The sequence below is a fragment of the Succiniclasticum sp. genome (genome assembly GCF_056977735.1).
Window position 1 is genome coordinate 1 of record NZ_DBMCWA010000019.1, and the last position, 15654, is coordinate 15654.

At 39.1% G+C, this 15654-nt stretch carries 14 protein-coding genes; all 14 read right to left on the reverse strand.

Annotated features, from left to right (window positions below; all coding sequences use genetic code 11):
- The coding region (locus ACZOWY_RS10320; RefSeq protein ID WP_484397083.1) for a hypothetical protein at window positions 1–417 on the reverse strand (417 nt) is incomplete at its 3' end.
- Window positions 418–484: 67 nt separating this feature from the next.
- Window positions 485–2185, reverse strand: a complete 1701-nt coding sequence (locus ACZOWY_RS10325; RefSeq protein WP_484397087.1) for an HD domain-containing protein — start codon at window positions 2183–2185, stop codon at window positions 485–487.
- 304 nt (window positions 2186–2489) lie between these two features.
- Window positions 2490–5855 (reverse strand): UvrD-helicase domain-containing protein, encoded by a 3366-nt coding sequence (locus ACZOWY_RS10330; protein ID WP_484397092.1) that lies wholly within the window; start codon window positions 5853–5855, stop codon window positions 2490–2492.
- Between the two features lie 1047 nt (window positions 5856–6902).
- Complete coding sequence (locus ACZOWY_RS10335; protein WP_484397098.1) at window positions 6903–7286, reverse strand: hypothetical protein; 384 nt, start codon at window positions 7284–7286, stop codon at window positions 6903–6905.
- Window positions 7287–7562: 276 nt separating this feature from the next.
- Window positions 7563–8021: a DIP1984 family protein gene (locus ACZOWY_RS10340; protein WP_484397103.1), complete on the reverse strand. Its 459-nt coding sequence runs from the start codon at window positions 8019–8021 to the stop codon at window positions 7563–7565.
- A 509-nt stretch (window positions 8022–8530) separates the two neighbouring features.
- Window positions 8531–9250 (reverse strand): metallophosphoesterase family protein, encoded by a 720-nt coding sequence (locus ACZOWY_RS10345; protein WP_484397108.1) that lies wholly within the window; start codon window positions 9248–9250, stop codon window positions 8531–8533.
- A gap of 97 nt (window positions 9251–9347) precedes the next feature.
- Window positions 9348–9956: a histidine phosphatase family protein gene (locus ACZOWY_RS10350; protein ID WP_484397111.1), complete on the reverse strand. Its 609-nt coding sequence runs from the start codon at window positions 9954–9956 to the stop codon at window positions 9348–9350.
- A 118-nt stretch (window positions 9957–10074) separates the two neighbouring features.
- Complete coding sequence (locus ACZOWY_RS10355; RefSeq protein ID WP_484397115.1) at window positions 10075–11721, reverse strand: RNA-binding domain-containing protein; 1647 nt, start codon at window positions 11719–11721, stop codon at window positions 10075–10077.
- A gap of 350 nt (window positions 11722–12071) precedes the next feature.
- Complete coding sequence (locus tag ACZOWY_RS10360; RefSeq protein WP_484397120.1) at window positions 12072–12590, reverse strand: metallophosphoesterase family protein; 519 nt, start codon at window positions 12588–12590, stop codon at window positions 12072–12074.
- On the reverse strand, window positions 12544–12771 hold the full coding sequence (locus ACZOWY_RS10365; protein WP_484397123.1) for a metallophosphoesterase: 228 nt from the start codon (window positions 12769–12771) through the stop codon (window positions 12544–12546). Before ACZOWY_RS10365 ends, ACZOWY_RS10360 begins: the two co-directional genes overlap by 47 nt.
- On the reverse strand, window positions 12708–13208 hold the full coding sequence (locus ACZOWY_RS10370; RefSeq protein ID WP_484397127.1) for an AlbA family DNA-binding domain-containing protein: 501 nt from the start codon (window positions 13206–13208) through the stop codon (window positions 12708–12710). The genes ACZOWY_RS10365 and ACZOWY_RS10370 overlap by 64 nt, the downstream gene beginning before the upstream one ends.
- 539 nt (window positions 13209–13747) lie before the next feature.
- Window positions 13748–14038 carry a tetratricopeptide repeat protein gene (locus ACZOWY_RS10375; RefSeq protein ID WP_484397133.1) on the reverse strand — a complete coding sequence of 97 codons (291 nt, stop codon included), beginning with the start codon at window positions 14036–14038 and terminating at the stop codon, window positions 13748–13750.
- Window positions 14035–14649 carry a hypothetical protein gene (locus ACZOWY_RS10380; RefSeq protein WP_484397138.1) on the reverse strand — a complete coding sequence of 205 codons (615 nt, stop codon included), beginning with the start codon at window positions 14647–14649 and terminating at the stop codon, window positions 14035–14037. Before ACZOWY_RS10380 ends, ACZOWY_RS10375 begins: the two co-directional genes overlap by 4 nt.
- Before the next feature lie 48 nt (window positions 14650–14697).
- Window positions 14698–15549 (reverse strand): HAD family hydrolase, encoded by an 852-nt coding sequence (locus tag ACZOWY_RS10385; protein ID WP_484397143.1) that lies wholly within the window; start codon window positions 15547–15549, stop codon window positions 14698–14700.
- Window positions 15550–15654: the final 105 nt, after the last annotated feature.

Here is a 15654-nt window from a genome sequence, read left to right on the forward strand (position 1 = left end):
ATTAAAGTAATGTTCCTCTCTGTTTGAATAATCGTTATTGTCCCAAGAAATAGGATTGCTTTTCGTTACTTCAATAATCTTTCTTTCTGCGTCCAAATCATCTAATAAGTCAACATTATAGCGAAACGACACCGGGCCATAATAACAATAATTTCCACACATATAATGTATATCACAAGAATCTAAGAACACATCGTAATATATTCCAAACGCTTTATCTTTAGCATCTGTCTGTTGTTCAGTCTGCTTTAATCCAAGCTCTTCAACAGCACCTCTTGACAGCAAACCATTATTATTTAAAAATGTAATTGCCGTTTGTACCGTATTTACGTGATATAAATATGGGCCCTTTTTACGTTTTGTATTCTTAAATTCATTAATCATCAAATCCTTTAGAAAACTTCCAAGTATCGCCATAAATAATACCCCTTTCTTAAAATTTACTAAAAATTGTACTAACGAATCGAAACACCGAAAAAGCGAATCATAATATTCTTTTCTTTATAAGGTCATCATAATAATTTTTAATTTCTGAATAACCTTCTTCAGGAATTAACTTTTTTTCTTTTAGTTCTTCTTTGCATATCTTGATCAAGTTCTTATCTTCTGATGGTTCAATTCCTAGAAGTATCTGCAATACCGTAATCTGTTTTTTTCTTTCTTCTTCGAAATAAGATAAACTGTAATAATCTTTAATTATCTCATATAGTTCTTTTTTCCACAAAAGTTTGAATTTTTCAACCGATTTACTATCCTTTTGGTTTTTGCTATCCTTTTCTTTAATTTTAATAAAACAATTCTTTTCTAAATCCTTTTTCTTTCTTTTATTAAGTAAATAGCCATACAAGTCTATAATGTAATCATCCGTCATGCTTGCTATAAAATCAACCACTATCTCATCTGCTGTCTTTTCTATATTATCCTTAGTATATTTCCAGTACCATTTTTTATCTTGATACCTATAGCATTTTTTAAATTCCTTAGCAAAAATATGATGAACAAAAATCGGGCTGTCCCATTTTTCTTCTTTTATCCCATCTATGCACTCTTTACGCATCTGCGCATAAACGGCCATGAAAATTGGTAGAATGAAAGGGTCTATCTCTTTATCAATAGGAATATACATATACTTTTTATTATCATTTTTTAAACCATCTACTATTTTAAAATTATCTTTTGTTATTGCCAAATATGGTTTGTTAGTTTTTTCGTCAATTCCGCTATGTGTAACAATATCATCAAGAACTGATGGAATAAAATTTACATTCAAATCATCGAATTTGTCATACATATTATCAAATTCGTAAACTGTTTTTTCTTCAGTCTCTGGCTGCACTACGACTTCATCATATTTTATCTTTTTTCCTTTTTTAACTTCCCAATACTTCGATTTTATAGCATCTTGTCGATCTTTATATGCATATGCCAGTATATCGCAAATGCGTACTACGCAACCTTCCAGCGTAGAGGCTGAATATTTTTCTACTAAATTGCTTTTTGTACATTCATCTAAAAATGCATCAAAAAGTTTCGCATCATATTCTTCCCATTTCACATCTTGCCAATCGCCTTCTTTACAAAATACTCCTTTTTCGTTTTTTGATATTTTCCCTGACGGAACCCATTTAAGTATTTTTACCTCTTTTCCGTCTTCCTGTATAACATATTCTCCCTTGTTAACATCAAATTTTTCTCCATTATGAAACAGTATTCCATCAAACGTCTGTACAGTTAAATTCCTCGTCAAAGCATAAATATTCCTTAGTGCCCGTACACTGTGAACATTATGAAAAAATCTGCGGGGAACGCCTGCAAACGTTTTTGTATAACCATAATATAAACTGTCAAGAAAACGCTCTCCTGCATGTCCGAATGGCGTGTGCCCAATATCGTGTCCTAACGCAATAGCTTGTATTAATTCTGTATTCAAGCCTAATCTATCGCCAATGATATAAGCCATTCTCGCCACAAATTGAACATGTGTAGCTCGCCTTGTAAGATCATCATTCTTCCTAAGGGAAAAGACCTGCGTCTTATCCGAATATCTATTAAAAAAAGGGCAGTGCATGATTCTGTGCACGTCATAATCATAGAAGTCTTTTTTACTCTTATCATTTTTGTAAATTCGATGAGCGTCTTCATTGCGTGCGGCAAAGTTCGCAAATATCTTTGTGTCTTGTTCCATATTCTTTTTCCTCCCAATAATTAATATGTGCTACCATTCTTTCATCATACATGCAAGTGTTTATTATTTGTTGAATCTTGCTTATTCTTTAATTTTCTTTTGTGTAATTTGCCTTGTCTTAATATGTTTGCTTTGCAGAAATACGTATAGTCCTTTTTTATCAACCTTATTTGATTCCAACATTATTTATGGTAATATATTACTAAAATTTTATAGGCAATGTAAATAACAGTTTTCTGTAAACTGTTATTTAATGAAGTGTTTCAAAGGGCTAATTTGATGAATTGTTGAAACTCCAAACAGCTTACTGTTCCAAATACTTCTTTAGCTTTTCCAATCCTGCCTCTGTAATAAATTCCGAATAATGCAATCCCTCGTACGTTGAGTGCAATACAGGGTAATCACCTTTAGTCCGCAGAATAAAATGTTCCGTTATCATCCACCCAACAATGTTTTTAACTTTTTCGAATGGCAATTCCTTATACATGCCATATTCCGGTATTTTATCTAATTTATTACCAGAAATCTTTTTGCTTACCACGCCTCGAAGGACATCGCAAAGAACATTTGTGCCATAATATTTAACGCGGCTAATATTTTGAAGGGCTTTAACTGCATTAAAAACAAAATCATTTAAATCAATCCCAAAATATAGAACCGGTTTAACATCAGCTCGCACAACCTTAACGTAATCATCATGAGTCGCTTTCCATTTATTCTCATTTTGTTTATTCGGTATAACCGTTTTCGCTTCATTAAGGGAGATCGTTTTGACATCTTCATAGTCTGGCTTTTTAAAATCAGTCATGACTTGAACATTTGCGGTTTCCGTTTTAGGTGTTTCCATTTTATAACCCATCGTCTTATAATAGCCCGGCTTGTTTATCATATGATTACAGCCAGTATTATCCCGGTTATAATTTGTACAACCCAAAAAGAAATTACCATCGCTTCCCTTCACAATTAAGTAACCGTCGCTACACCTGTCACACTTTTGTATTGCTAATTTTCCAGCCTTATAATTGTTAGTCATAAACCCGCAAATTTCAGGTTCATTTGTGCAAATATATAAACGTAATCCGTATGCCCTTTTGTATTTTAATTGCATCGGATAGCCACACAAAGGACAAGACTTCTTTGCATAATTAATTGGTTCAGTTTCATTCCATTGCCCCAAAAGTTTTACATTCTTATAAGAATGTTTTAATTCTAAAAGGAACTCCGATGGGTTAGCTTCCGGGGCAACAAAAAACACCCTGTTCTTAGTCCTTGTCATTGCAACATAAAATAATCGGCGCTCTTCTGCATAATCTATAGAACGGTCACCTTTTATAACAAAAGCAAGAACAGGATCGTCTTCCACTTTAGACGGAAATCCGTATGTTTCATTTTTCCCGTTAATTACAATTACATCATCGTATCCAAGTCCTTTGGAGGAATGTGCCGTCATAAATGTTATGTCTAACTTCGGATATTTGACAGACCTGACTTTATTTGTTTTATTAATATATTCAAATAGACCCGTTTTTTCTAAATTGTCACCATCAAAGCCATAACGGCCAAGCAACAATATGGAACCCGGTTTAATTCCTTCTTTCCTTTTATACTCCAAGAGATCCGTAAGCACGCTTTCAATTGCACAGGCTAATTCATAGTTGCTGCCACTTTTTCTGTCCGTATTCCTGGCTTTCCGGGAACTATCATAAGTATAGATAAGCACAGGGTCTTTAATATGTTTAGGGGAAATCAGCTGTTTACTTATCTGTTCTTTATTTTTTTGTATAAAGTTGCCTGCAATGTCAATCACTTCTTGAGAATTACGATATGTCCTCACAATTTTTAGCATCTTAGCATATCCCATCTTCTCCGCAAATTTTGTGAAAAGACTGATATCGGATCCACTAAAAGCATAAATTGACTGCCAGTCATCGCCTACGGCGATAATCTTTGCGTCTGTAACCTCGGACAATATCTTTGTAAGATCAAACCTCTGCCTGGAAATATCCTGATATTCATCTACAATAATGTATTTGAAATCAAGCTTCTTTTTCATTTCTTTTACTTCACGAAGAAGCCTGGCAGATTCATTTATCATGTCTTCAAAGTCAACTGCCCTATGCTGTTTCAGCCATCTTTCATACTCAAGGTAGCAATCATTACAGATGTTCAAGAACAATCTGCTTCTCACGTTCTGCGTAGAATGAAACATTCTGCTAAAATCATCCACCTGAAACGCATTAACCTTAAAATTAGAAATGAAACGGCAAATTAAACTGACAAGCTTACGGATATATCGGTTTTCCTCTCCGGTTACCAGCAAATCCATTATTTCTTTATTAGAACGAGGCCTGAGTTCAAAGCCCTTGCTTTCCAGTTTTTCCTTTAAGTGTTCTAAAAGTGACCGGCCATCCTTGTATGCGGAAAATGTGTAAAGCAACGTAGTATTATGCTCTTTATGTAAATTGATTTTATCCCTTACCGCTGCTTTATACCGCTCAATTTCCTGTTGGGTAAACCTATTATTTTTACCGGCTTCGGTTATTCCAAAATGTTCTATATAAGCCGTCTTATTTCCTTGCGAAATGATGAAGTCAGGCGTATATGGCTTTTTTGAATACGGAATTTCATAAGGGTAGATAGGCTCATATTCGTAGTCAATGCTGTTCAGATACAAAAAATTTGCAATGGAAACCTCCTGATACGATCTTAAAATCTCATTTTGGATTGTGACATGCTTCTTTGTACGTGCATCTATGATTTCTCGCTTAAAATCCTCCAGCTCGCTTCGCATGGTAGTGAAATTCGCTTTGGCAATATTATTAAAAAAAGCGTTTAAGTCCGATCCCTCGTAAGGAGCATCAAAGTAAGACGCAAAAAAAAGTATAAGATTATTGACCGCGCTTTCTTTTTTCATAATTGAGTTGCGGAAATAATCTCTGATTACAAAATACAACTTCGATGGATCAACTATATTCAGCTTTTCTTCCGGGGAATTTTTACGGATAATAGCATTGCCAGTAGAATGAAACGTCGCAATAGGACATGGTATCTTAAGCTGTTTCTGTATACGATCCTTTAACTCATTGACGGCTTTGTTCGTAAACGAAACAACAAGAATCTGTAAAGGGTCTATTCCTTTCTTATCTACAAGATATTTAACTTTTGCCGCAACGGTAGTCGTTTTGCCAGCGCCGGCACCTGCTACAACCAAACAATAATCTTCATCTGTCAAAATCACGCGGCGTTGATCTTCATCCAAAACTATGCCGGGGTCTACAGCTTGTAATATACTGTCAAGATAATTCCGCTCTTGAATCAAGGCTGTTTTCACATACTTTTCGTTATGGTGTTCCACTAAAGTTTCAATATGTGTATACGAATCTAAAATGTGTGCTATAGTCTGTTCAGAGAATTGGTATTTATGACAAAATTCATTTAACATGCCACTATTTTTCAAAACAGAAAAGAAGTCAAAGCTTGGAGCATATTCACCCATCATATTTTGATAGTCACTGCGTGCAATGTATCTGCATTCGTTTAACATCGTGCTTAAAATACTACCAAATTGCAAAAAGTTATTGTATTTTTCTATAACACCAGCCAAAGTCGCAGAATTATCTTGGGATTTATTTGTATGTTGTTTATTAACAGTGCTTCTATCAAATCCCATAGATTGACATTCCTTTCCTAATTCATTAATTACCTTTGCTAACGGCAGAAATTTTAGTCACAAAAAGGGAGCGGCAAAAATCGCCGTATGACGTATTTACCATAATTGGTTAAAAAAGCCAAATCCGTTTAAAATGCAAGGCCAGCCTTTCCGTAAAGCAACTTAAAACCTTCTCTTAATCGAGACCTTTCCTATGTAATAAAACCCTTCGCAAACGGCTTGCATTGTCCCTCTCGTTAGGGCAATCTATGCATACAAAAGGAAGATGTCGAAAAATTGCGAATTTTTTTAATTATATCATATTTGCAACATTACTGTCATCATTATCTCAACAGAGCAATTTCTATCTGAACATGGTTTTCATGCATAAAAAACGGGTATGCATTATGTAAATATTGCATAAAATAAGGGTGCTGTTTTGATAAAAATTGCATAAAAATCGGGTTAGGAGGTCCTTGCAACTACTGTTATTCCGACTCCAAAAATAATCGCCCTCTAAAATGCCCTGTACGGTCCGATATTGTTTTTAGCCATGCGGCCATGTTTTTTATCTTAAAACGGCAAAACGGCTCAGAGGGCAAATACGGGCGTCTCAGGGGTATATGTGAAAAATTCAACTTTTCAGTCCTTTGATTTTTTGACTTTTTGGCAGGCTTTCAACGGACTCGATATTAGAAAATAATAGCAATTTAGTGTATTTTAAAGTATTTTAATTAAATCTTAATATAACCTTTGATAATCACTATATTTAACTAAAATTAGCTAAATATAGTGATTTTATTAATTCACTTAACTATTTTTGAGCAAAAAATACATGGTTTGGGGCGCCAATCCGAATTTTTTCAATTTCCCAGCAACAGCGAAACTTTTGTCCTCTTGTAATAGACAACCCATGTGGATACACGAGCAGTTCTTCCCACGGATTGAATTTTATTTTTTTCAGCAGTAATTTCAGTTTTTTATTTTCAGCAGTAATTTCAGTTTTTTATTTTCGCCGTGAATGTCGCCAATGGCAAGAATACGTTTAAAGTCAGGCATCGTATCTTCCTATTTCCTTATAACACAGGAATCGCCGGTAAAACCAAAAGAAACAAGTCTTGGCTGAATATCCGGCGTTACCTGGTTCCATTCATCTTTTTGATCCAAATACCATATCTTTTCGCGACCTTCAAACCAATGCAACAGCCAGGGACGGTTTGTATCTACCGGGACAACCGCTACACGAAATCCAAACAGTTTGTCACGCCAGCTTTTTTCATACACATAAACAGAAATCTCAGCCCGCTTTTCTGAAAGATATTCTTCACCGTAATTTTCCAGCCATTCAGCAAATGCTTTTCTGCTTTGAAAATCATCATTTACATATTCTTTTGGGCAACCTTCCGGCGCCTCACGAAACAAGCCATAAGAATCAAAAATTGCAATTTTCATTTTGTGTTCCCTTTATTCATTCTTTTCCAAAAACCGAAGCACAGCCATACGAGTTTGTGCCAGTGTAATACCATAACAAATTCCCCTAACGCCACCCTCGCTTCACAGTCCACATCCGGTAATACGCCATAACTGATAACAATACGTTTGTACGCTATCGGGGCAAAACAATGCTTACGTGCCCGCCCACAGCACACAGACATCTGGCATATTTAAGAACGCAACTTAGGGCAGTTGCCACCGCGACATGCGCCCTGCAAAGCTACCGTCTAATTTTTATTCTTCCAGTAAATCTGTCTGCCAATTTGTTTTTTGCAACAGATTGTCAAGCAATCGGATTTCTTTGGCCAGCTTATCCACTGTCTTTTGCATTTCAGAAACTTTTATTACAGGTTTAATTTTGATTTCCGTTCCCCTGGCACGGTCATTGCTCCTGCCAGCCCTGAAAACAAGATTCTTATAAATCGAATATTGTAAAGACAGCGCATCTTTCTTTGCAATCAGTTCAGTTAGCTTCATACCGTCAGCCACCGTGTTGCAATTCGTTAAATTAACGGCCGCCATGAGTTTTTCCAAACGTTCTACCGAGCCATCTAATTCACGCAAGAGTTGAACTGGATCCTCAACCGGTTCTTCACCTTCCTGCACCAACAGGCAATTCTCCAGCCTGTTCTGCAACTCGGCAATATTTTTGTTCAAATCAGCCCGTTCCTGTAATGCTTCTGCTAATTTCATCTTTTTACTCCTTTCTTGGCGTAATCATCAAACTTTTTTCGCATTTAACTACATTTTTAACTTTCATTCCTTTTATACTGTGCCCCCTGCTGTAAATCCAATAGCTTCAGAAAAACAAAAGAGGGACTACAACAAAACAACGTGATGTTCATTCACAAAATTTTGTTTAGTCCCTTACTCTTCTTGTTCTTTGTGGAGTTCGGTTCGTAAAAATTATTTATGCGCAGCAGCTTTTTTCTGTTTCGCCACTGTTTTATCTGCTATAATTCGTCCTCTACCCTTTTTATCTTTTTCGGGTAAGGTTTCAGTAACTTCTTCCCCTGTCGTTACTGTTTTAGCTTGACGTTGTTATATCAGATACTCTTTCATAATACAAGCCCAAAATCTGCAATTGGCTTCTTTAATCAGAAATATATGATATAGAGTCTCGCATCACATCGTTTTTATATTTTTCAGCTGCTATTCAATTTTCTTCAAAAAATTTTACAATCATTTCCAAGCTCACCGGCTTACGCCTGCCAAAATTTTCCTGTCAGCACATCCACGCAGCTTAACTTGCCACCTTCCATGAATGCGCCGGTATCGCACATGATGATATTATTATCTAAAAACTGCGGCGTTGCGGGCGGCTGACCATCCGTCCAGTGTTTTCGTTTCAGCTCCTGCACCGGCGTGTGACCGATTACGATTGTTCCGGCTCTGCCATCATACAGTTCAAAAAATCCTTCCCGCATCCAGACCAGGTCGCCTTCCCGTTGTCTGTCCAAAGGGATAAATGGCTGGATTCCCGCATGGCAGAAATAAAATTTATCAACCTGATAATGATTGGACAGCTGCCGCATCCAGCGTAACCTTTGCTGCAACTCCGTCCGTTTTAACTTTTTAAACTGCTTTTTCGTTTCGTCACCGCCATTATCCAGCCAAACGTGTGCCATTTCGTAATCCAAACCAGCTGCCATGAAATTTTTGCTCTGTTCCTTGTAACGATAATAATTCAGGCACATCACTTCATGATTGCCAAGCAGGGGAACGACCCGTTCCGGATACTGTTTGTTCAGTGCCATAACATAATCCAAAGCCTCCAGCGATTGCGGGCCGCGATCAATGTAGTCCCCAAGGAAGATCAGCAAATCTTCTGCAGGATTAAATTGAATTTTTTCCATTAGCGCTATTAACTTTCCATACATGCCGTGGACATCCCCAACGGCAAGGATACGTTTATATTCCATAATTATTTCTACCAAAAAAACACTATTCAGATATATTTGCACATTTCAGCACAACCTGTTAAGCAAACTATTTCTTCCAAATGGAATTTTTCCTCATTTACATTTTCAAAAAATACATTTCCCCATTGGCAGTAGTTTTGTACTCTTCCAGATCACGATACAGCTCCATTTTTTTATGATAGCTCAGATTTCTGAAGCCCCTGTCTCTAAACTCTGATTCCAGCGCCCGCATGAACTGGCCGTGAGTAAACATCAAAATGTTTTTTGCATCTGTATCTTTTAGCTTTTTCAGCACAACATCAATTCGCTGCACAAATTGAGAAAAACTTTCCGCCTCTTCCCCGTCAACATAGTACGGATTGGCAGCCTTCCAGTATGCCGCCACTCTTTCTTTGCGTTCTTCCACAGTTGTGCCTGCACAGGAAGCCGGTGATAAGTAGGTAAACTCCCGCACCTCCGGCCATCGCTCCACTTTAACCTGCGGGAAATGTTTTATTGTTGGTTCGGCAGTCTGCCGCGCCCGTAAATATGGGGAAACAATAATCAAATCCGGTGTAATCGTCAATTTTTCAGCAATTTGTTCTGCCTGCTGTCTGCCTTTTTCAGTCAGCGGAATGCTCGCTGGATCGGATGTAGGCAGTCCGACGTTTGTTTCACTTTCCCCATGACGGATCAGTACAACTTTTTTATTGATGTCTTCCAGCAATTTCTTCTGCCAAAGATTATTACGCTTAACCTTTAGCCGTTATCCATCAATTCGACAATATGCTTTTAACACATTAAAAACATTAAAAAATTATAGGGCAATGATTCGCTTTTCTCATCTATTGCTTCATAAAACGGTATTTCGCATACCGGCCTTTATTAATTGGCTCCAGTTTCCCGTCTGTAACAAGCTTTTTTAACAACATATACGCTTTCGTTTCACTGACATGCAGCAATTGTACAACATCTGTGCGTGAAATAAAATCATTATTCCGGGCTAAATTTAAAATCAGTTCAGGATATCTTGTTGCATCTATATCTGCTTGTCTTACATAACCAATTTTTTCCGCCTTGGTGCTGTAAACTTTAGAAGAAAGCATATAGGTCCTGCCTCTTCCTGAACCAAAACCATCAACGATCCCTGCCGCTATGGACGCATTCAAAATAACCGTGATCACATTTTCGGGAAGAGCAATTGCTTCCGCTAACTGATTTACGGTAGACTTAGGCAAATCTTTTAATATATTAAGAACCAACAACGTATTAACAGACAAGGGACGCCCCAGTTTTTTCTGTTCGGCGGCAACCAATTGGGAAATCTGCCTGTCCGGCCTGCTTCTGGGCACGAAAAGCGACACGGTTACAGAAGTGGAAGCAGAGTAGTCAGGCAAAGGCTTGCCATACAGCAACGAACCTTCAAAAATCCTGTCTATGCCTCTTCCGGTTCTTTCAGCAAGGCCAATTCGTTTTAAAGCGTCCGCTAATTGCGGATTTCTTCCATGCGGTTCCGCCGTCAACAAATTATTGACAGAAACACCCTCTATAAAACCGCCAGGATTCGAAACGGTCAGCCCTTCGTCCGTTAAGGCAACCCGCACTCTTCCCATTTTTGCGTAATCCCTGTGACTGAAAGCATTGACAAGCGCTTCCCTGAAAGCTCTTTTATCAAAATCCGGAACCGACAGCCTGAACATTCCCATCTCAAGTTCCTCTTCCGGATTTCTGGCCTCCAGATAATTCCTGAATTGCTCAATCGTAAACAAGAGCGGGAATACATAATCTTTATTAAATTTTACCGATGTGCCTTCCAACACCTGAAAGGTTGCCGAATGCGTGGGAATAAAGCGCCGGATCGACTCCTGTTTGCCCAGCAAAAGAATTCCAGTTACAGTAGGAACAAGCGTACCATTTTGCTCCCTTACCAAGCCTAACGACTTGTAAAGCTCTTCATTGGATAATTCCAACAGAGACTTCTCGCCATTATAAGATAAAATGGAACGCTTCAGCCGCTCTACTTCAATCAGGTCAAAATCTTCCAGGCTGCTTTGAGGCAGAGGCAAGGCAGAATAATCCAACAGCCGGAGATCAGAAAGCCTGGTCGCGAACTCTGCGGGATACATGGCAACATTTTCCGGCTCCCCGTTTGCCTTCAATCTCCGGTGAAGCACTTTCCCTGACGCTGTTGCTACAATACTGCTATATGATTTTGGTACTGATATTCTTAAAACCGGTTTAACATCTTCAATTATTTCAGCGCGGACAGAAACAGGCGGCACGGTATTATTGGCAATATACGCGCTTACTGTAATTGAATTCTTATGCGCTTCGTGAACGCCAGTCACTTTGCCAGAATCTTCAATACCGAGATACAGGTCGCCGCCCTCTGTATTTGCAAAAGCAACAACCGCTTCAAATATTTCCGAGTCGTGCAACTTTTTAAAATCGCTTTTAAATTCAACGGTCAACGTTTCTTTTGGCGGTAACATGTAATCGCCTCTTTCCTTATAACATGTCTATTATTCATAACAGTATTCTAACACGTTATTACGTTAAAGTAAATCCTTAATAATTGTTTTTAACGCGTTAGAATTCGTTTCTAACGCGTTAAAATCTGTGTCATTCTACTGTCATTATTATCTCGTCCGAGCGTAGCCATCTGAATACGGTTTCATACATAAAAACAGTTATACATCAAGCAAAATCTGCATAAAAATCGGAGTAGCAAGCCTTTGCAAGTTCTGATCCCAGTTCAAAAAAAAGGTTGACCTCTAAAATGCCCTGTACGATCCCCCCTTATCGTTTTATTCCATCATCTTTCAATCCTTAAAACATATTACTACGCCTGCCAGTACTCGCCGCTCAACACATCCACACAGGAAAGTTTTCCATTAGACGCACTTCCCGCACCAGTATCGCAGAAAATTATTTTATCTTTGTAAAAGAACGGTGTGTTCTGTTCAAAAATTTTACCTGTAATATGGTGACCGACAATGATTTTACATTCGCCTAGATACTGCTTGTAAAAGTATTCACCGATCCGCAGCAGATCTTTTTCTTTCTGTTTTTCCAACGGAATGACCGGATTCACGCCTGCATGAGCAAAATAGAATTGGTTCTCAATACGGTAATAAGCAGGCATCTGCTTCACAAATGCCATAAGGGCGTTGAACTGCGTTTCCGATTTTTTACAAACCTGCTGCAACTGTTGAAACGTTTTTGCGCCGCCAGTGTTGGAATTCATCCAGATATGGTTCATCTCCATCGGCATAGAAATAGTGTGCCCGGAAAAATATTCCAGCATGATGTCTTCATGGTTTCCTTTCAGCGCAACCACTGCGCCCGGATATTTTTTCACACTGGGTCATGATAAATTGCAGACACGCTGCTGATTCCAATCCCCGATCGATGTAGTCGCCCAGATACACAAGCAGTTCTTCCCGCGGACTAAACATTACTTTTTTCAACAGCGCTTTCAGCTTTTTGAGTTCTCCGTGAATGTCGCCAACGGCAAGGATGCGTTTATATTCCATGACCATTCTTTCCTAAAAATAGTATTCAGATAAACTTCTTCAAATGCAAATTCCGCAAGACAGGCATGACCGTTCCGGAGGAACGGCACGCCATTTACCAACAATCGGCGTTTCATCACCTTGCCGGCAGATGTTGCGATGATGCTTTGCGCTTTGGGGACTTCGATCAACATCACCGGTTTGCCGTCTGCCTCTGCTATTTCTGCACGAACAGGCAGGGACGGGCGGGTTTTATTGGCAACCATTACCGTCATTTTCAGAACATCGCTATGGTTGGGATGAAGACCGCTAACGCGACCGTCGTCCTCTATGCCAAGATATAACGTTCCGCCTTCCGTGTTAGCAAAACCCACAACGGTATCAACAATGTCATTATCCGGCAGGCATTTTAAATCGCTTTTGAATTCAACCGGGAGGGATTCACTTTTAGGCAATCTATCCATGGCACGACTCCTTTTATAACAATTATTATAATTATATTAATATAAAACGTTTTTATATTAATGTATTACAATAATTTTATAATAATTGCAATGTCCAATTTTAATAAGGGTCCTTCTTCTAAGCCCCGAAAAATACTCCCCCCCTCTAAAATACCCCGTAAGGCCGGAAATCGTTTTATGCTATGTTTTTTGTTTTTAAACGCCAAAACGGCTCAGAAGGCAGATATGGGCGTCTCAGGGGCATATGTGAAAAATTCAACTTTTTAATCCTTTGATTTTTTGACTTTTTGGCCCACTTTTAGCAGATTTTTTTCTTTGAAATTTGGAGTAATTTGACGAATTTTGAAGCATAGTAAATATATATTTTTATAATCATTTATAATTGCGATATTTAGTTAATTACAGCTAAATATCGTAATTTCATTAATCCCTTCATTCAATTTTGAGCAAAAAATGAGCGGCTTGAGGCACCAACTCGAATTTTTCCGATTTTCCGGCAATAGTGAAACTTTTGTCCTTGTGTAAAAGACATCATTGCCCTATTTTCTTGTTCTCTTGCGTTGCAACTGGCGGTCTGCCCAAAGCATAAAACCGGGAGTTGAATGAAATAAGAACTCGTTTTCCATCATTTCCACAATCAGTTCTTCCACTGTATACGGCTGATAACAACCTTGTTCCATAAAATCGGAGAACTTCTCGTAAGACTGCTCAAAGACAGAACGGAAAAATTTCTTTACATCTTTGTTGATTTTTTGTGCGCGTTGCAGGTACTCGTCCGCTTTATTCCACTGGCCTAATTTGTAATACAGCACAGACAAGGCCACCATCATCTGCGTCTCGTCATGGTCGCTGTATTTTTTAGCAAGTCCAGCGCCGCCACTTCATTTTCAAAAAACGCATACAGGTGCATCAGTGTAAAACGTTTTCCCAAATTATCGTTCTTACAAAGACGAAGCATCTCTTCGCAGACAGCCATCGCCTTACCGTACATCCCGGACTGCAGCATGTCGAACACGTAATCGTCCAGCAGGCGCATGTAAGGACGGGTCTCCAAAATCCCCCAATAGTGCCCGATGGATTCCGCATCGTTAAAGCCCAGCTTTTCCATTTGTTCCCTGCCTTCCTGTACCGCTTTTTCCAAAAGTTCAAAGCGCTCAAAGGGATCCAGGGGAGCATCGTTGAGCCACATGCGTTTCGCATCCAGATTGTCCGGTTCCAATGCCAGCGCTTTCTTGACAAACCGGAACGCAGTTTTCTCACTGGTCGCTTCCTCTGCCAGCTGGAGAAAATCTGCCGCCGACTTTGCAGTTTTTTCTGTCAGTCGTTTGCCGGCCAGGCTCCGGTTATGCTGGTCTGTAAACTGATCCAGCAACTCCCGGATTTGTTCCTCGCTCATGTTTTCCGTCGCATGTTCAGACAAAAACAAATTTGCTTCTTTCATAAATTTCTCTGACATAAAAGACATATTGTACGCCGCCCCTTCCAGTTATTACTTCTTCACTGCAGCCAGCTGCGACTGGGTGTGAGCTTTTAATCTTTCCACGCTGGCCATATGCAGGATAATATCTTTAACAATGATATCCAGTTTGGAATTTTCACTGTAGTCGGCAGGCTCGATGAAGTTTACCCGTTCGTCCTTAATCAGATCCGTTACCTTGCCACGTTTATTCTGTTGGTACACTGCGATGGAATACCCCCCATTCACCTTCACCAGCTTCATGCAGGGTACGTCTGTCAGTCCGTCGCCGATGTAGATCATGTTGCGGAAGGGAACAGGCCGGTTCTCCTCCGGGGTAAAACGGTTCAGGTCGTCGTCGTTGGAAATGTCCAGCACCCCTTTGTTGATGCGGAACAGAAACTGCGTCTTCGTGGTATAGTTCACCACGTTCTTCGGCCAGCAGGCCACGCCGTTTTCATCATACAGAAATTCTCCGGCAAACACATCGTCAAACTCTTTATAGATGGAAGAGCCTTCAATGATTTCCCGCAGACCGGAAGAAATAATGTAATGCTTGATGGTCACGCCCTGTTCTTTACCGAACTGGTTGATGCGCCCAAACCATCCGGCTACGCCGTCGTACAGTTCCAAATCTTTGCCCAGAGCCACAAAATCGTCGCGGCGGATGGGTTTACGGTGAATGTGGGCTTCGTCCAGCATCAGATACATGTAGGCCAAAATGCGGTCCATCTTTTTGTTTTCCGCCAGATTGGAGGCTTTCGTCCAGAATTCATCGGCAGACATTCCCAGATTTGGGATAAACGTGTAAGCCTGCATGTCTGTGGTACACAGGGTCTTGTCAAAATCGTACATCAACGCGATAATCGGTTTTTTGGCTGCCATAGCTGCTTTCCTCTTTTTTAATTAACATTTGTGTTTTTCTTGATTGTTTTTAATTTTGCGTTATTTTATTTAAGATTTCAAGAGTTTTTTTAAGTTTTAATGAAA